The following is an 18438-nucleotide window of genomic DNA, read 5'->3' as shown; positions in this document are numbered from 1 at the left end:
AAGATGAGTCAAGATATTGAAAAACAAATGAATCAATTAAATCAAAAATTACGAAGTGTATTTGAAGAACAGAATCGGAATCAATCTGCGATTCAAACACAGGAACAAGTAGAAGAGGATTTTCATGTATGGAAAAATCAAAACCATCGTTTGTTTGACCGTATTTTAGGAACTTGGCATAGAGATAGAGAAATGTCATTGTTTTTTATGAATATGAGTCAAGATGCACAATATATTGAGCGAAAACTTACTTTCGAATTGGAAAATCAAAAAGAAACATTGCTTAAGGAAAAACGAAATCTTAGTGACTTAGAAAATGACCTTTACTATCAAAAACAGAATCTAGCAAAGGAGGTCAATTCATGAGTTTGAATATGTATCTAGGGGAAGTACATACGCAAACACAAAGCATGAACGCTGTATGTACCGCTACCATTCAAGGTATGGAACAAGCTATTCAGTCGATTGATGCTTTTGCAATTGATACTGTTCTACAAGGACAAACATATAGCAGTGCAAAAGCATTCTTTGCACAAACCTTTCGTCCATTAGCACAAGGAATCATTTACTTGTGTGAAGAACTAATCCGTCAGAATGATGCCTTTCCAAGTCAATTTCAATCACAGGTAGCTTCAACAGATGTCATCGAACAAGAAATACTAGAACAAATTCGAGGGATTGACCGAATGAGAGCAGGTGTTGAAGGGATTAGTAATGTCCTTCCAGCTATGCAAGCGATGATGGGTATTTTTGATATGATGAAACGGAAACTGCAAGAAAAGTTAGAACACCTGCATGAATTCAATTATACTTCTAGTAGTAATTATGATACAGCACTCCAACTAGCCACTAGTATTGCTACGGGGCTTGCAGAAGTACAAAGTGGAAAAGGTTTTAGTCCTACAAGTGGTACATTTAGTACACAAGGGTTGAATATGGAATGGGCAACGTCTATTCAAGCGATAGAAGAAGATAGGGCACGTAAAGCGGACAATTCGATTAAAGATGGAGAAATGTGCGGTAGGCTAGAGGAGAAATCTCCGATTAGAAAGGCTTGGGACGATAAGGTAGACGATGTAGTTAAAATGTTCGAAACAGTAAAAAAGATGTGGAATGGTACTGTAATCGGAACAGGGAAAGCTGTTGAAGATGAAATCAAGTCCATGGAAGCTTTAAGTAATATGGATATAGGAACTTTTATTAATGTTACATATGCGATTTTACATTTGGATGAAACGACAAAAAATATGTGGCATGCATTTTCAAGTACTGTGAAACGAGATATTATAGATGGAGATGCAGAGAGCATTACACAATGGACTACTTATGGATTAACCCAAATAGGCATCGGTCTAATTCTCGATAGGGGACTAGGTAGAGCAGGCCTCGTCACAAAAGGAGCAGGTGGAGCAAGTACATTAGCTAAAGGCGTAACGCTAGTAAAAGAATTGAAGCAAGTATCTGATATTTTACAACCTGTTAAGAAAGATGTTTCTTATGCTTTCTCTGGCGGAAATAATATACGCTCTAAATTTGATATACCTGATTTTAAACAAGCTGAAGAAAAGCTATCAACTCATCAGTTTGCTAATTCTGGTGGAAATACTAATACTAATGCTATAAAGCCAGGAGATACTAGTCCGTTAGCTCCAGGAGGAGGATTAATTGCCCATGAGGCAAAACCTGGCCAAAGAAGAGGTGGTCACTTAATCAAAAAACACGTAGAAAAAACGGATGCAGAACTATTGCAAAGATTACAAAGTGACCCTAGAATACCAGCATCATCATCTTTCACTAATAGGGCTATAGCCGAGAGAGTAGCTAATGAAGTTTTAAGTAATCCACAAAATATAGCAAAAATAAATAGGTGGTTAAACAATCCTAATAGCAGACCAACCTTACCGCTAAGATATAACGGTAATAGTATACTTGGACGATATGTCGAAAGAGGATCAAATGGTGCTTTAGATGTGGAAAATGCTGTGATTGTTTTGAAAAAAGATAACCAAGGAAGTTTTATTATTACAGGATATCCAGAAAAGTAGAGGAGAATTTGTATGGAAAATAAATATAGCCATTATGAAGAATTAGGTGATTTCTTAGCAGGAACATTTCACCAAGATATTGAATCACCTGAGGAAGCTCTTAATGAATTTATAATGGAAGTTACTAAAATATGTATCGAAAATACCAAAAATGATATACTTTTGTTTTTAAACAGTAATCTAACTGATAGTGAAAAAGAGGAATTTATTAAATATAATGCTTACATTTATTTCCCTGCATTAAACTTAACAGCTATAGAATGGTTACAGCAGACCCTTGAAATACTAAAAGAAGCTATAAAAAGTAAAGAATAAAAACTAAACAAAGCCGACTCAGCTTGATATGAGTCGGCTTTACTATTACTTCACACTCACATACGCATCACTAGCCGTAATGTAGTACTTATGCCCCTTCGAATTATAAACACGATACTGCGGATACCCATTGACATTTACCTTTGCGTCGATTGTAAATCCTACTCCTGCATCTAAAGTACCAGCAACATCTTTATCCTGCCAAGATGGAGAATCATAGAAACGTAGGTTATTAACTTTAGAAACAACACGTTTGCCTTCCACAGTTGACGATTCTTCTTTATAGCGAATGTATGATGAATCATTATAAACCCACTGATTCCCTCCAAGATTCAACCAGTTTCCTACTTTACCCCAAACTTTATATGATTCACCTTTTTGTAATTTACGAATAACACTATTTGTTGTGGATGGACCAGAACGAAGGTTTACGTTGTATCCATCAACATACGCTACTCCCACTTCGTTAATAACACCAGGTACTTCATTTGGTTGCTGTGGTTTCGCTTCAACTGAAATAGAATCTCCATTATATGCTTTTAATACATCCGCACGGAATTTTGATTCCGATACACCGTGACTGCGAAGATAGTCAATTGGATCTTCGTGATCTGTGCCACCAAGCTTATACGTAATGTCTTTATGTGTCCACAATCCAATGGATGGATCAATGTTTCTATCACGTAAAATCTTAGCAAGTAACTTTACATATCTTTCATAGGATTTTTTAAATTTAATAGGGTCACTAGTTTCAGAGAGCTCTACATGAACAAATCGTTTATTGGCTGCTGGGCCTGCTCCCCATGCTTGATACTTAGTAGAAGCAATTTGAATTGTTTCATCCCAATCTGTTGCATAATGTACAAATGCGGAACGCCATGTTCTTGCTTCATAGTTTCGGATATTAATAGCAGGCGCTTCAGGAGTTGCTGTACTATGTGCTACAACGCCCTCATACATGCCTACGCCATTACGGTATGGTTGTTTAGGTAAATCAGGAATAATAAGCGTTCTATCAGCAAAAGCACTTGTTGTAACGGATAAAACTAAAATAACAGCAAAGACTACAGAAGAAATATGTTTTAACGTCTTTTTCATTTCACATCAGCATCCTTTTTCATAATTTTTGTGTGGTCAAACAATCCACTTGCTGACAGTCCGATGATGATACCTTGAAATACATTTGTTTTGATATCTCCGCCCAAAAATAAAACGCCTAGCACAATGCCAAGCGTTAAATTTAATAACGGAACATATTTTGTTTGTAATCCAATTGTTTTTACGATTTGTGAAAGACCAACTACAATTCCAATCATTACAGTAATTTCAAACATTACATTCCACCTCCTTTCATTAAGAAAGTGAGTGCTGCGCCTATAATTCCACCTACAATAAGTCGTAAAATCCAGGTAGTATTGGCACTAATTTTATCTAACTGTTTGTTGATATTGATAATGTCTTTTTCATTACCTGTTGTTCGCATCTCTAAACTTTTAATTTCTAACCGAATGTCCTTGATATCTTGCTTTATTTCTTGGACATCGTTCCTTACATCTTGTAATCCTTCCACTTTGACCACCCCTTTTCAGGCACTAAAAAAAGAACAGCTTATGGCTGCTCCATCTGTTTTAACTAATTAATTTTTGAACCAATGTTTCTAGTGCTTCCACACGCTTACTCATACTTTCCATCTCAGCTTGATGACTTTCTTTCAATTCTTGGATTTCTGCATCATGCTTAACTTCAAACTCCTGTAAAGCCTTTATTGTAAGCGATGCATATGAATATAAGTGAATTCCTTTGCCACTTTCATCAACGAACTCTTCATCAGTTTCATCTACAATTGTTCCGTAATATGTTTTTATAGCTTGTGTTGTTAATGGTGGCTCACTAGGATCTTTCTCTTCTCTCATTTTGTAAAGCTCGTTTACCGCATTCTTATAGTTAAATTGTCTGATTCTAAGATTCCTGATTTTTTCCAAAGCGGAAAATGAAACATCACGAATATTAGATTTATATTCTCTTAGAGAAGGACTCATAAAGTTCCCTTGAACGGCGCCCCATCCGTTTTGAGTAACAGATGATTTTAGTTGGAGAACACCAGTATATCCTTCTACTCGACTATTACGTAATATAATATTAGGTAATCTTAAATCTGCATCTGAGCTATTATCCTCGATTGCTAGTGTCGATTGATATAGTCCAGTTTTTCCTCGTCTGAAATACCAATTTCCACTTCCAGAATAAATAACATGAGAGTCATTGGCGTTTAAAACACTCAGTCCGTTTCTCTGCAACTCCCAATACACAGATTTTTTGATTTCACCATCAACTATACCATCAGAAATACCAATGTTCGCACTAGCTTGAGGCCAGCCAGCCCCCATTTGAGACATAAATAAAGTACCTTCAGGAGCATTAGTATTTTCATCTGAACCTAAAATAAATGTTGGTTGCACTGCACCGTCCCGTCTTCTATAATATCCAAGGAACGCTCTAGGAACTCCACTTTCATATAGGCGTATAAACTGGTCATCAAGACTTACATAGTTATTGGTATTTGATGTTCTGATTTGGCAACCACTTAACAATCCAGATTTAATCCACTCAGCATTAACTTTACCAATTAAATCTATTCGCGCTGCATTTAATTTAATGTTCTCTTTACTCATATTGAATGCTGCGATTACATCATTTTCTTTTACAGATATACTAACGCCTTTTTCTGTCAATTGAAGACGTGATTCCATATCTCTTACATATGATGATGTAGCAAATTCACCGTTTGCTTGTTCTTTTGTATATACTTCTGTCTTTTTTGCTGCTAAATCGATACCTTGCTCATTGAGAGTAAAACGATTGTCAATGAGAGTCATCTTTTGATCAAACTGTTCAGTTGCTAGCTTGTTAGCTAATTCATTTAATAAATCTTCTTTATTCTGATTAACTGTCTGCTTTAAATCAGGTATATTAAATCCAGCAACATAATCCTCTACTTGTTTAAGCTCAACCTTTGCATTGATTGTTGTTGCCTGTTGTTCAATTTTAGAATTTGCATCAGTAAGCTTTTTCCCTTGTCCATCTACTATATTATTTAAATCAGAAACTGTGGAAGATAATCCGCTTGCCGTTTGTTCTATTGCTGTAACCTTTTTTTCAATGGTACCCTGATCGTTTTTTATATCAACAATGGTACGTGAAACCCCTTGAAGTGTTTCTTTTACTTCGTTATATTGACCAGTAACCTCATTTTTTACTGATTCAATATCAGGAACAACAGAATCCCAAATGCCATCTTTCCAGAGTTTTAAAATGCCAGGCTTACCATTAGAAATATCTAACCATAGAGTCTTGCTATCTTTAAGCCCTGTTGTCGGTGGATTCTTAGATTCTATAATTTCAACGGTATTTTTTTCAATATTCTCTTGCACATTTTCAGCAAGTACTTTTGCTGCTTCTGATTCTTTTTGTGCATTACCAGCGGTTTCATTGGCTTCTTTTACTAATTTATCTAACTGATCTAGCATTTCTTGTTTATTGCCTAATGAACTAAGGATACGGTTATAAATCTTTCTTAATTCCTCATTTGGGTCAATGATTTCACGATAATCTCCAAATACGTATTTATCTTGTAATGGATTCTTATATGATTCATCACCAGCAATTGCCCTTGCTTCTAAATAAAGCTTAGGTGTAAATCCAGTATCTTTAATTCGTATCGTATCGCCCTCATTAATTAATTCGTGAGCCAAGCCGAACACACGACCAATTGATTGTGCTTCAACTTCATACGAAACGGATGTATTTACACGCTTCTTTAACTCTGTATTCATGAGAGTCATTAAACGTTGTGGTGTTATATCTTTTTCTGTTTCTGGCGTGTAGAAGCCAAATTTATGTTGACCGCGCTCGTTCCATCGTTGAAATGCATCATTGTCTACAATATAGGGGAAACCATTATTAATGCTCTCAACTGTGATGATAGTGTCACCTTCTTTTTTGACGAAACCAACTAAGGCTGTACAAATGTTTTGAGAGTTTTCAATGTGTTTAATTCCCATCAAATCTTTGCCGAGAGTTACTTCTTTCCCTGTTTCTCGACCGCGCTTCTTTACCATATCTACATAACGCCCAACGACTTGAGATCCTACAACTTCCGCACGGTATTGTATTTCTAATTCAAATAATGATGCTATCTTTTTAAGAAAAGATAACGGATCAATAAATTCATCAATAGTCATAGATCGGAAACTAGTATATTCCAAATTTCCTTTTTTCCACTTCGTACCTGCCAGGGCGATATCCACCATTTCAATAACTGTCTTACCTTCTAGTTTTTGTGGAGGGATAATTCCAGCTTTAGCAAGTTGAACCCATTCACCAGATGCATAAGCTATTACCGATCTATCATCAGATTCTTTTTCAATTTCAGTGATTACATAAGGAACGATACGACCATCACGCACTTCTTTTAATACTAAGTTTTGCTGCATAAGTGTGGATGAATACCTTGTATTATCAAATACGCGAAACTCTAATGTATCAATGTTATTTTTGATTTCCCAATGTCTTTTATCATCCCAATAATCTTTAGGCTGAATGGATGCTACAATTTGTTCTGTTTTAAAATCAACAACATGCAATTCACCACTTGGCGTTCTCATCTAAATCGCTCCCTATAACTGATCGTTGCATTTACATCTGGCGGCATAATATCAATACGATTATCCCCACGTATGATTTTAGGAAACTCACTAAATATATCTTTAATATTAATAGCATCTTTTCCGTTAATCGTAACAAGGCTTCTTTCTGTATCAATAATTACTTTATCTCCTGTATCGAAAATATAAGGCTTTGTATTGGAAGGGACTTTGTTTATCTTCCAAATCTTTAAATCATCAATTTGTATAGTATCAACAGGTAAATTGTCGTCCCACTTGCAAATCGCAATCATAACTTGTGCAATTTTACGATTTGTCATTGGATTCCCTGTCTCATCAATCCAAGTTTCAACAAATGATGCATCGTCTATTTCTGTTCCATCTTTAAATCTAGCAACATATACTGACCATTGTTTTCCTCGCCTAGCTATACGTAACCTACCGTAAAATTGATTAAGTGCATTAGGATGTGCCCCACTTGTATCTACTAATTTGCGTATACTGTTAGGTGTTCCTGCATTTCCAATACGCATATACGCTTTGGTCATTTCAGCATCCCAATATAAATCATTCATGTTGATTCGTGTGACAATATTACTTGCATCATCCAAAAGAAGTACTTCAACACGCCCCATTTCCCCAACACCTTTAGACTTCAAACGTACCCATGTCTCCATTTCAAAATCTTGTAATGGTCCACCTGGAATGCTCCTCTTAGCTATTGCACCATGGAATCCTTTCTCTTGTCCGTAATCTTCACAATATAATGCATAACCACCTCTTGATTTAAAACTACCTGTTCCCTTCATTCCCTCGACTTGTCCAGTTACAGGAGTCCAACCTATAGGCGAAATCATTTCATCCCATAGTACACGCTCACGCTCTTGTACCGTTGTTTCCTCCACAGTTAATGGATATCCAATACGAAAATAGTTTCTCTCTAAAGGGTATTTACCAAACCATACATCTAAAAATGTACTTGGTTTTTTTACATCTATTTCAATGATTGGTGGAGCTTCTACGCTTCCTTTATTCGTAAAATAAGAAGTAATCTCAGTGGACCAATTTTGGGTGAATGTGTGAGTCTGTACTTTCCCTAATTTATAGGGCATTGGACAAACGAATTTTAAAGTACCTTTACCTAAAGTAACAAATTCCTCAGGATCAAATTCTTCATCAATTACAGCCATATATGTCCTATCAGGAGTTACATCAAAGACTAACTCAACAGGTTGTTCTGTAATTAACCAATCTGCTATTTCTTCTTTTAATAGTTCTAAGTCGCCACCATCGGGGACGATAATTCCAACAGGAATCGAAAGAACACGTATATCAGTTTGTGTGTTTAATAACCTTGCCCCTGGATAACCTGGAACACTTAGAAAATTCCGTTTCAATGGTGCCCATGTCGGTCTTTTCCATCCATTTTCAATTTGAATAAAATCTTTACGTTGATTATTAAATGTAAAAGAACTCATGTTAACACCTCATTTCTTTATAAAATAAAAGAAACCCAAACCTAAAAGGCTGAGTTTCTTGCTGTTTCTCTATCTTGATACTCGGTTGTATATCGATAAGTACCACGTGCCACATCTCGTCCCTCTAAAACAACAGGAACTTCAACTACCAAGTCACCACCAAGCATTGGAGTTGCTCCGCCACCAGATGATCCAGACGAGTAATTAAACACTTGATTTGATACACCACTACTCATAGATTGCTTACTATTAGCCATACTGCCATACACACCACTCATAACAGTTTTTAATCCTGATAACTGGCTCATAGAACTATCCATCATGCGGCTCATGTCGCCCATTAATTGACTCATAGATCCGGTAGTACCAATCATAGTTTTAGCAATACCTTCACCAATTTCTCCAAGTGTCTTTTTATTTAATGGTAAAACCGCTTCTTTTCCAGCTTCTCCTGCGCCTTGCAAGTTTCCACCATTCATTCCAAAGATAGTCGGTTTAGTGAAGATACCACCTTTAGCACGCCATTGGACATCAAGACCAGATGGAAATGTAATATCTTTCCCTAAAACGTTTTTCGTACTAGTTTGCAAACTAAAGTGTGGCATTTTTGGCATTTCTGGCTTTGGAATTTTCAATTTCAAATTATCAAAGAATCCCTTGATTTTATCGATGAATCCCTTTACCCCCTCAACTGCATCCCTTATTGGGTCCATAATAAAACTCTTCGCTGCTTCAAATTTTTCTTTAGCGGCATTCTTTACAGCATCAAATTTTTCTCGTGCCGAATTATACAAGCTCTCAAATTTTTCTTTTGCTGAATTATAAGCCTCTGTAGCTGGTTGAACTACATATTGCTTCACTAAGTTCCAAGCTGAAAGTGTATAGGATTTTATAGATTCCCAATTTCCTAATATCCAGTTAGCTAAATCTGAAAGTTTTTGCTTTGTTGTATTCCACAGTTCTTGAACCGGTTGAATAACATACTGTTTTATTAAATTCCAACCTGCTAGTGTATAAGATTTGGCTAATTCCCACTGTGAACTTAACCAAGAAACCAAATCAGAAAATTTTTCTTTTACTAAATTCCAAGCTTCCTGGACTGGTTGAATAATATATTGTTTAAATAAAGACCAACCAATTTGTGCTGCTAACTTCACAATTTCCCATTGTTGACTTAGCCAGTTAACTAATTCGCCAATTTTTCCACTTACCCAATCATAAGCTTCTTGAATTGGTTGAATAATATATCGAGATATAGCTGCCCACGCAATTTGCGCTCCAGCTTGAATAAGTAACCAACCTGCTTCTAAAACTGTTGAAATCAATGAAATGATAGGGTCTAAGATTGTTAGAATTGTATTCCACGTTTCTTGCCATGCTTGTGTTAGCATCCCCCACAATTCGGATGCCGTTGTAACTAAAGATGTCCACCAAGAGGAAGCCGTTTCAACAATTCCAGACCATAAGCTGCTAAAGAATTCACCTATTGGATCAAAGAAACTATGCATCATTTCTGTGAATGAAGCCCACGCCCCAGAAAAGAATTCAACTATGGAATTCCATGTACTACTACATATCTCGCCTATGCCTGTCCATAAATCACTAAAAAATTGACCAATGGGATCAAAAAATGCATGCATTGTTTCTAAAAATGAATTCCACGCTTCACTAGATGATTGGACTATACCGTCCCAAACTCCTACTAAATATTCCGTAATAGAATCCCAAGTATCTATAATCCATTGTTTAATATCATCAAAGTTTTTATAAATCGCAATACCTATGGCTGCTATAGCGGCTATGATAAGGGGAATAGCCGCAACAAATCCAGCAGCTGCAGCCGCTCCAATCCCGAAGATACTCATGACCGTCACGACTATAGGCGCAAGCGCCATAATCGCACCGGAAATCACACCTATAGCTACTCCGATAGTCGCTAATGTCGCTGCTAATTCTGGATTATTAGTAATCCATTCAGCAAATTTAGAAACAAGATCCGCTACAACTGATAACACTGGTTCAAGAGCCATCTTTAAAACTTCCATTGCTTTTTGAAACTTAACAGCTGGACTCGCATCCATTTTTTTTATGGATTCATTTAATTTATCCTGATTCTTCTGGAAATCTACGATTTTTTCTGAAGCACTTATCAAAGTATTGGTTATATTTTGCCCTTGGTCTTCAAACATCGTTGCTAGAACTTTAACTCCTACTTGATTCCTTTTTACCGGGTCTTCTATCCCTTCAATCGCTTTAGCTACTTCTACCATAGCTTTCGAACCTTCACTTCCACCTTTAGCGACAGCTGCACCCCACTTTTCTATTTGTTCTGTGGCAATTCCAGAACCATCTAGTGCTTCTTTTAAGGCTTTATCCGCTCCTTGTGCAAACTCAGTTAATTGAACCCGCCCTTCCTTTAGACCATCTAAGAGATTATCAATCATTTATATTCAACGTGATTTGCAACGTCACGCCCGTTCGTTTATGAACTGCTATACGTCACCGCATAGATTAGACTATATCTTCAACTACTTGAGTTGCTCCCCGTTTCGAGTGTCATTTGCTTACACCCTACGTCTTGCGACTAGTCGTTGCACGTTCCTTAATTAAAAGGCTTCGCTCAGTATTGTCTCGTTTGAGAGTTTCACTGAATTAAAGGAGTTTTTCATTGTATGTCACCATACAAGGGAACTATAATCTAATTCCAGGTTCCGGTTTCAACGCCTGCTTCCATAATCGCTTGGACTTCTTCAGCTTTAAAACCGGCACGAGTTAGCTGACTACCGTATTCGGCAATGATATCTAGTTGCTCTGGTGGAAATCCCATTTTTAGCAACGCATCAACCATACCAAGAGCGCTATCTTGAGTTATCCCTAATTCATTTCCTATTTCATATGTTTCTTGGATTAACTCTGTAAAATCTATACCTTCATAAGATGTTGCAATTACCGCTGCTCCTTTTACTATAGATGCGTTAGCTTCATCGCTAATATTTTTATTTAAAGCCCATTGCCTGCGCACACCCTCTAAAGATGCTTCAGCATCAACTCCATAAGTAGTGACACCTCTAATAGCTTCTTCTACTGACTTTTTGGAGGACTCAGGTACATCAAAAGTAATATCAATCTTTGTTTTTAACTTAGACATATCAAGTGCCTTTTCGATTGTTCCGGCAATTCCGCCACCAGCTACCATTGCTCCAAGAACGTTTTCTAAGCCAATATCTAATTCTTTAAATTCCCTTTCCGTCCTTTGGGCTTCTTGTTGTAAATCTCGTAATTCGTTTCGTACTTGTTGTATTGAATTACCAGCATCAACAGATCGTAGTGCTCGTTGTAATTTTTCAATATCCGCTTCAGTTCCTAAGGCTTCTCGGCCGATAATTCCAATTGCTTGTTCTAGCTGTCTACTTGTAGCCGTTCCACTTTTAATTGCATTCACAAGACGATTTCCTAACGCTCCTGCAAAATCATCAACACTTTTTCCTGTAGCCCTAAATAATGTTTCTAATTGTCTGGTTGAACTTGCTACATTTTCTTGCTCGGCTTTCATGCTTCCTAATTTATTTTTAAGACCATTAAGTGACCCTTCTGTAAATTCAATTTCGCGCCTAAACGCTCGATATTGTTCTTCAGAAATCTTACCGTTTTGAAATTGTGCTTGTACTTGTTGTTCAGCAGCCTTTAACTTATCTAGTTTTTCAGTTGTATTCTCAATTTGTTGTGTTAATAATTTTTGTTTTTGCGCTAATGCTTCCACATTACCTGGATTAAATTTCAAAAGGCGCTCAACATCTTTTAACTCTTTAGCCAAAGAATCACTTTGTTTATTTACATCTTTTAGGGCATTTTGTAACGGTTGAGTATTACCATTGATTTCAATCGTAATCCCTTTAATTCTTCCTGCCATTTTCTCACCCCTTTCTTAGAAAGTATCGAAGTCTTTTTGACTCGCTTTTCTAACTTTTTCTTTGTCCGGATTCTCCATTTCAGCGAATTCAGCAATGTAATCAAAACAATCACCGATTGTCATATCTTCTAAATCCCAACGCGTTAATTTCGCTTTATAGCAAAGAGCAAGGAACGTATCGGATGTTAATTCTTCATCACCGAAAGTTCCTTGCTCTCCATCATTTCCTGTTATTTTTTTTTTGCTCCCATAGTGACTTGAATCAAATCCATAATTTCTGGCATGATTTCTTCAATAGGGAATTCTTCAAAACCATCTAGCCAAACCATAGGATCAGGAATGCTTTGATCAGCTGTTTTAGCGAATAACCAAGTCAAATCATAAATAAGCTCAAAATCCACATTACTTAAATCGAAATTAGACATATCAATAGGTTGTTGTGAGCCATCTGGTGAAGTTAATGTACTAATTGCTCCTAATCCCATCAAATCTGCAAATAAATTACGTCTAAATTGAGCTTTATAACGTTTGATTGTTGCTGCTGTGCTTTTTAATCTGACTTGTTTTCCATCTATTGTAATTGTCTTCTCCATCTACTTACGCTCCTTTTGGTGCTGCTGGTGTTTTTACATACACTTTTTTGTACCAGTCATTATAGATTGCTGGTGTTGTTTTAGAAGTTGTTTTTGTTTTAACCATTGGTCTTCCACCAGGTGCTAAAACAATTGGACTAGATACAAACTTCAATTCATTTGTATTTGGTTCAGCTGAATTTGTTTTTGTTTTAGATACGATTGTTGGACGACTTGCTGCACAGTTATACATAACATGTCGAGTCGCGTTTACATCGCCATCGAATTCAAATAGTAACGCAAATGATTTTCCTTTGGCATCAGCTAACTCATTTAATACACCGTCTGTTTCATCTAATTGCTCACCTAATGCATCGATAGCAAATTGCTCCGGAATAGTCGCAATGGATAGCGTTCCATCATAACCTTGGTTATTACTTGCTGCATAGTAAAGCATGTCATCTGCATAGAACTCAATTAAATCACCGCGTGGTTCAAAAGTTAATTCAACTCCACCAGGTAATGGAACTGGAGTACCAAACTTCACTAAAAAATCTTGAATATCAATTGGGACATAATGTACATTCTTCAAACCAAACGTAACTTTATTTTCTTTATTCATCTACATCAACCTCGTTTCATATATTTTTTGAAATAATTTCTCAGATTCAATAAAAATCCCATACGAGTCATAAGTTATTTCATGATCGTCTAGGACTTTTTCAAGTTTTGCTTCCGCAACTAAATCTTTTTTTGTTGTATAAAGCTCTATATTTAAATCATTAATCTTGTGATAGACCTTGTTATCAGCCATCAAGTTTGATGAGCCATCCACAATAAAGCATATATAAGGTGGCACTGGAACTGGATTGCTTGGTGTTGCTGTGAAATGTGAATAAGCCACAGGATAACCTGTAGCCTCAAGAATTTTTATTAATTCACCTAATGTCATTGTTGAACCGCCCTTTCGATACGTCTTGGCAATTCGTCATTTACATATTCTTCAACTGGGCGGATATGCACTTGCGCTGGAACACGTCCACCACCAACTTTCGCATGTCCATTTTCTAAAAGATGTGTTAGTTGTCCTTGTGTATTATGAAGAACAACGCCATTACCTTCCTTTTTCTTGCGCCAGCCTTTACGATAAGCACCCGTTTTTTTAGGGCTACCTTGCTTTAATTTACCTACAGCAATATCCCCTATTTCTTCAATTTCATTTTCTAATTTGTCTTCCACAACATTTGCATATCTTTGTAATTCTCTAGCAAGATCGCTCGCAAAATCATTCATATTAAGTATGCTCCTTTGCGATAATGGTCAATGTTTGATTCATTTCATCATCATTCATTGGCGGTTCGATAATGTCAAAGATACGATCCTTCGTTTTAATCCGCATTTCTTCTGTAATGCCCGATGTATAAGGAATTACAAAACGATAAATTCGAGTAGCTTGTGAAGCTGAAGCTTCGATATACTCAGACCCTTTCACCGTTTTTATCATCGCCCAGGCTTTTTTTAATTCCTGCCAAGACGTTTCGATTACTTGGTTTAATTCATCTTTTATTACTACAGGTTGTTCAATGATAATTCGATTCCTAAGATCACCTGTATTTAATGGTTTTTTGTATTGAAAAGGACGCATTTTACTCACCGTCCAACTTAATTTCTTCTAATGCTTTATCTACACTCAAACTATTAATATAGCTTAAAAAATTCTTATCAAAATACTCAAGAGCATCATTATAAACATAACGAGAGCGTTCAAAGACTAATTCCTTGAACTCCTCGTTATTATTTAAATCATAATCCCCACAAACCCTAAGTAACGCCTTGTTAGATGTAGATAGGATGCGTTTTAGGTTATCATCTTCATCATCACCTAAGTGCATCCTATCTTTGAATTCTTGCAATATTTCATTTGAAATTACTGTGTCCATTCACATCATTCCTTATTTAGTTGCTGGTGGTGTTGGTGGTGTAAATGAAATCTTTAAGTCATAAACAATTGCCGCTTTATTATCCTTTGGTTTACCATTAGCAAACTGTTTAATTGTATAAAGCGTAGCATCTTCAATTGCTAATGTTTGATCAAACGATTTAAGCTTGTATCCACCAGCAATTGCAGCAAGATATTGACCCTTCACAAAGAATAATGCTTTACCAACTGGCACTTCTTCAGATTCTACAGTTTGAATGTTATAAGGTAATGCCATTACCCATTGGCCAGTTGCCGTTTGAATTGTATTACGTGCTTGTACACCGATTGCATCCACAGGATTGACAACCATCACAATTTTATTTAATACTTTGCGAGATTTCCCTTTACCATCAACAGATAAAGCTTTTACTACTTCATAAAGCTCATCAGCAATTACTACACCATTTTCAGATGGAGCAAATGTTAATGTACCAGATGACTTTTTGTCTGTTACTGCATTTGTAGTAGAGTTAAAATCTTTCATTAAACCGATTGGTTGATTTACCCCAGTACCATTAACAAAACCGTATTCTAAACCAACAGAATAAGATTCTACTAATAAAGTTCGAACATAGCGTTCAACCCATTCTGGCCCAAGTTCTAACATATCATTTGGAATAGCCGCGAATGCAGTTAATTTAAGTTGACCAATTTGCTCTTCACGGAATGCTGCATTTACTTGACCCTTGATTTCACCGAATAAAGGCCCCCATACATAAGCTTTAGTTGCATCAGAATAGATAAACTTCGTCACTGCTCCTAAATCTTGTAACCCTACAGCTTCTAATAATGGATGCTCAGTTACTAAGTCTTCAAACACGCGCTCTTGTGTAGTTTTAGGAAGAATAGAATCATCTTTGAATCCACCATCTTGCACAACAGCGTTAAAGAATTTTGTTTCTGCTGAAGTTAGAACGTTTTGGCCACGTTGCTGCAGAATGGAACGATCAAGCATATCATTGTTTACTTGCTCACGAACTGAGTTCGCTACATCCGTTTGTAGTGCATCAAAGAAATTCTCAAATGCTGATGTTTGTTCTTGTTCTGTGCTTTCAGCGTTCGTTAAAGCAACCGTTAATTTTGCTTTTGCTTTGCTAAATGCTTCAGATTTATTAAATTTAATCGTCATTATGTGTTTCCCCCAATTTTTATAATTTTAAAAAGAGCCCTTTAATCCCACTGTTTTTAACAGGTTTTGGATTTGGCTCTTTTGGTTTTGGTTCTGTATTAGTTTGTAAATCATTCAGGATTTCACTTTTCAACCCTGATAACGCAGTGTTTAAATCTTCTTTTGTAATTCCTTCAGTTTTACCTTTATTAAGTGTTCCGTTTCTAAAACCATCGATTACTTTCTGTGGAATCATAGCAGAAACGGAACCTGAAGCAGTCATTTTAACTGAATTATCCATAAACATGATTTCATCCACAAAGTTGTTTTCTAATGCTTGTTGTGGCCCCATCCATGTTTCTTCAGCCATCATATTAAGTAGTTCCTCTTCAGATTTACCACTTTTAATGACATAGGCGTTTACGATTGCTCGATCTGTTGTTTTCAACATCTCAGCAGCCTTTTCCATGTCACGATGATCTCCACCATTCCACATAGAAGCATTGTGAATCATAATTTGTGCAGTTGGAGAAATTCGAACTTTATCACCAGCCATTGCAATGACTGAAGCCGCACTTGCAGCCAAACCAACAATTTGAACCTCAACCTGGCCTGGATAGTTTTTTAATGCTGTATAAATCTCTGATCCTTCGTGTACATAACCACCAGGACTATTAATTGATACGATTAAATCATCACCATTGGCATTAGTAAGTTCTTTTACAACCATGCCTGGGCTTGTTGCATCCATTTCAAACCATTCATAAATCCAAGCTTCATCACTCGAAATAATTGGCCCTTTAATATCAAGTTTAACTGTCATTTACTTTCTCACCTCCTTCGCCTGTATTCATTTTAGCGTAATTTTTCGTAATATAATGTTTATCCAAGTTCGGATCATTGGAAGCTTCATATCCAGCTTCCAATCTCATTTCATTACCTGTAAATGCACTAGAAGAAATAAGTTTATCAATGCTTGTCGCAAGGTCGAATATGTTCTGATAAGAAACAGCTTTAACTTCAATCTTTTGTCCTTCAAGATACTCATTCATTTCAAAGAATTTCACGTTTGCTTCATCTGAAATCTTTTTTAATAAAGGTTTCACTGTGAAAAGCATGTAATTCTTCGTTTGCTTCTCTACATCGGCCATTTCTCCATACAATAAAGCCGTTGGAATACCAAAAGCCATTGCTACTTGATTTAAAAAGCCATTAGTTACTTTGTTGATTTCATCCACACTTTGACCAGAGTTTCCTCCACCTGATGTTTCAGCATATTTGAATCCAGGTTGTTGTGGAATGATAGCAACGTCTTTTTCTCCAATTGCTTTATACATGTTATCGATGAACTCTTGAAGCTTTGATTGGTGTTCTTTGCTCTTTGCAGCAAGCATGTCCATATCAACTGTTCCGCGAATTTGATTCTTACGCTTTTGAGAACTTAATATCCTACCGAATAAATCACCATAGTCAGTAAAAAGACCATCAATAAGCGGTGATAACTTGTCATTCCGATATCTTAAATGAATGACTTCACTTTGCTTAAAGCTTCTCTTAAACTGATAATCTTTTACGGTGACATTCGTAAAAGTATCTTCAAAAACAGCATATTCGTTATGCTCAAAGTCATCAGCAATAAGTAGATCACCATCATCAGCCTGTATAATTAAGGCTTCATTATCATAAATGAGCTTGTAAATATACTTTTCCCAAAAGGTACTTGCTGTCATATTCTTATTCGGCCTAACATTTAATCGGTAATATAGTTCATCCTTTTCAAATGTTTCACCGTTTTTCACTCTAAATTCCGACTGACTAATTGTTCTTCCTAAAAAAGATATACAGGTATCAATCGCTAGTCTCTTCATATGGACTCTGTTTGCTTTTTCGATAAACATTTCCACATCAAACATAAATCCTACTTCACTATTTCTTTTAAACACCGCATCCAACCATCCAATGGTTACCACCCCCTCGTATGATTAAGTTAGGTTTTTTAGGAAAGGGCTTTACCTATAAACCCAAGGGTATTTTAACTGTTGTAAGATACCCTTACTTGTAGATAGATTGTTGCCGTTCACTTTATTTTCATTACGATTACATACACACAAAGAAAAAACACCTCTCTCGAATTAGAGAAGTGTTTTTTCTTTCATTACTGATTTGGGTTAGAAGATTGTGATTGTTTTGCAGCTGATTTTGCATTTTGTTTTTTCACAGCATGCACATCTGTTTCAGTTGCAAATTCTGTACCATAACTAGCATTTGCACTTTGAGCGCCAGAAGCTTGCGCTTTCTTAGCTTCTGATTGTGCGTTCGCTTGTTTTACTGCTTGTACACCTGTTTCAGTTGCAAATTCTGTACC

18 protein-coding genes and 2 pseudogenes are annotated in these 18438 nt (G+C 36.3%); 3 read left to right on the top strand and 17 right to left on the bottom strand.

Going from position 1 to position 18438, the window contains the following annotated elements:
• Positions 1–3: 3 nt before the first annotated feature.
• From MRBLBA3_RS14890 to MRBLBA3_RS14880, 3 genes are read left to right on the top strand one after another with little or no spacing between them, the layout of a single operon-like run.
• Complete coding sequence (locus MRBLBA3_RS14890; RefSeq protein WP_000076133.1) at positions 4–366, top strand: DUF3958 family protein; 363 nt, start codon at positions 4–6, stop codon at positions 364–366.
• Positions 363–2045: an RNase A-like domain-containing protein gene (locus tag MRBLBA3_RS14885; RefSeq protein WP_016079287.1), complete on the top strand. Its 1683-nt coding sequence runs from the start codon at positions 363–365 to the stop codon at positions 2043–2045. The genes MRBLBA3_RS14890 and MRBLBA3_RS14885 overlap by 4 nt, the downstream gene beginning before the upstream one ends.
• Positions 2046–2057: 12 nt before the next feature.
• A complete protein-coding gene (locus MRBLBA3_RS14880) occupies positions 2058–2360 on the top strand; it encodes a contact-dependent growth inhibition system immunity protein (protein ID WP_016079286.1) in 303 nt (100 codons plus the stop codon).
• Between the two features lie 45 nt (positions 2361–2405).
• Here MRBLBA3_RS14880 and MRBLBA3_RS14875 read toward each other — a convergent pair whose 3' ends face one another.
• The 17 genes and pseudogenes from MRBLBA3_RS14875 to MRBLBA3_RS14795 form a co-directional block, all read right to left on the bottom strand.
• Positions 2406–3458 (bottom strand): N-acetylmuramoyl-L-alanine amidase, encoded by a 1053-nt coding sequence (locus tag MRBLBA3_RS14875; protein ID WP_098010035.1) that lies wholly within the window; start codon positions 3456–3458, stop codon positions 2406–2408.
• Positions 3455–3694, bottom strand: coding sequence for a hypothetical protein (locus tag MRBLBA3_RS14870; RefSeq protein WP_016079284.1), 240 nt, complete (start codon positions 3692–3694; stop codon positions 3455–3457). The genes MRBLBA3_RS14875 and MRBLBA3_RS14870 overlap by 4 nt, the downstream gene beginning before the upstream one ends.
• A complete protein-coding gene (locus tag MRBLBA3_RS14865) occupies positions 3694–3930 on the bottom strand; it encodes a hemolysin XhlA family protein (RefSeq protein WP_016079283.1) in 237 nt (78 codons plus the stop codon). The genes MRBLBA3_RS14870 and MRBLBA3_RS14865 overlap by 1 nt, the downstream gene beginning before the upstream one ends.
• Positions 3931–3988: 58 nt before the next feature.
• The gene (locus tag MRBLBA3_RS14860) at positions 3989–7024 is read right to left on the bottom strand and encodes a phage tail spike protein (RefSeq protein ID WP_363381881.1); all 3036 of its coding nucleotides are present in this window, start codon (positions 7022–7024) and stop codon (positions 3989–3991) included.
• Positions 7021–8502 carry a distal tail protein Dit gene (locus MRBLBA3_RS14855; protein WP_363381879.1) on the bottom strand — a complete coding sequence of 494 codons (1482 nt, stop codon included), beginning with the start codon at positions 8500–8502 and terminating at the stop codon, positions 7021–7023. The genes MRBLBA3_RS14860 and MRBLBA3_RS14855 overlap by 4 nt, the downstream gene beginning before the upstream one ends.
• 41 nt (positions 8503–8543) lie before the next feature.
• A pseudogene (locus MRBLBA3_RS14850) lies at positions 8544–10943 on the bottom strand (DUF2207 domain-containing protein); the annotation flags it as partial.
• A gap of 260 nt (positions 10944–11203) precedes the next feature.
• A pseudogene (locus MRBLBA3_RS14845) lies at positions 11204–12412 on the bottom strand (hypothetical protein); the annotation flags it as partial.
• A gap of 230 nt (positions 12413–12642) precedes the next feature.
• A complete protein-coding gene (locus MRBLBA3_RS14840; RefSeq protein WP_363381877.1) occupies positions 12643–13005 on the bottom strand; it encodes a hypothetical protein in 363 nt (120 codons plus the stop codon).
• A gap of 4 nt (positions 13006–13009) precedes the next feature.
• Positions 13010–13606, bottom strand: a complete 597-nt coding sequence (locus MRBLBA3_RS14835) for a major tail protein (RefSeq protein ID WP_363381875.1) — start codon at positions 13604–13606, stop codon at positions 13010–13012.
• On the bottom strand, positions 13607–13936 hold the full coding sequence (locus MRBLBA3_RS14830) for a hypothetical protein (RefSeq protein WP_363381873.1): 330 nt from the start codon (positions 13934–13936) through the stop codon (positions 13607–13609).
• The gene (locus MRBLBA3_RS14825; protein WP_363381871.1) at positions 13933–14277 is read right to left on the bottom strand and encodes an HK97 gp10 family phage protein; all 345 of its coding nucleotides are present in this window, start codon (positions 14275–14277) and stop codon (positions 13933–13935) included. Before MRBLBA3_RS14825 ends, MRBLBA3_RS14830 begins: the two co-directional genes overlap by 4 nt.
• A 1-nt stretch (position 14278) precedes the next feature.
• A complete protein-coding gene (locus tag MRBLBA3_RS14820; protein ID WP_363381869.1) occupies positions 14279–14629 on the bottom strand; it encodes a phage head closure protein in 351 nt (116 codons plus the stop codon).
• Between the two features lies 1 nt (position 14630).
• The gene (locus tag MRBLBA3_RS14815) at positions 14631–14924 is read right to left on the bottom strand and encodes a hypothetical protein (protein ID WP_363381867.1); all 294 of its coding nucleotides are present in this window, start codon (positions 14922–14924) and stop codon (positions 14631–14633) included.
• A 12-nt stretch (positions 14925–14936) separates the two neighbouring features.
• Complete coding sequence (locus MRBLBA3_RS14810) at positions 14937–16094, bottom strand: phage major capsid protein (RefSeq protein WP_363381866.1); 1158 nt, start codon at positions 16092–16094, stop codon at positions 14937–14939.
• 19 nt (positions 16095–16113) lie between these two features.
• On the bottom strand, positions 16114–16896 hold the full coding sequence (locus tag MRBLBA3_RS14805) for a head maturation protease, ClpP-related (RefSeq protein ID WP_363381864.1): 783 nt from the start codon (positions 16894–16896) through the stop codon (positions 16114–16116).
• A complete protein-coding gene (locus tag MRBLBA3_RS14800; RefSeq protein ID WP_414646011.1) occupies positions 16886–18043 on the bottom strand; it encodes a phage portal protein in 1158 nt (385 codons plus the stop codon). Before MRBLBA3_RS14800 ends, MRBLBA3_RS14805 begins: the two co-directional genes overlap by 11 nt.
• A 185-nt stretch (positions 18044–18228) precedes the next feature.
• The coding region (locus MRBLBA3_RS14795; protein ID WP_363381862.1) for a gamma-type small acid-soluble spore protein at positions 18229–18438 on the bottom strand (210 nt) is incomplete at its 5' end.

Source organism: Bacillus sp. LBA3-1-1.1, from assembly GCF_040676495.1.
Classification (GTDB): Bacteria; Bacillota; Bacilli; order Bacillales; family Bacillaceae_G; genus Bacillus_A; species Bacillus_A nitratireducens.
Note: the sequence above shows the minus strand (reverse complement) of the source record. Positions and strands in the feature narration are given on the sequence as shown.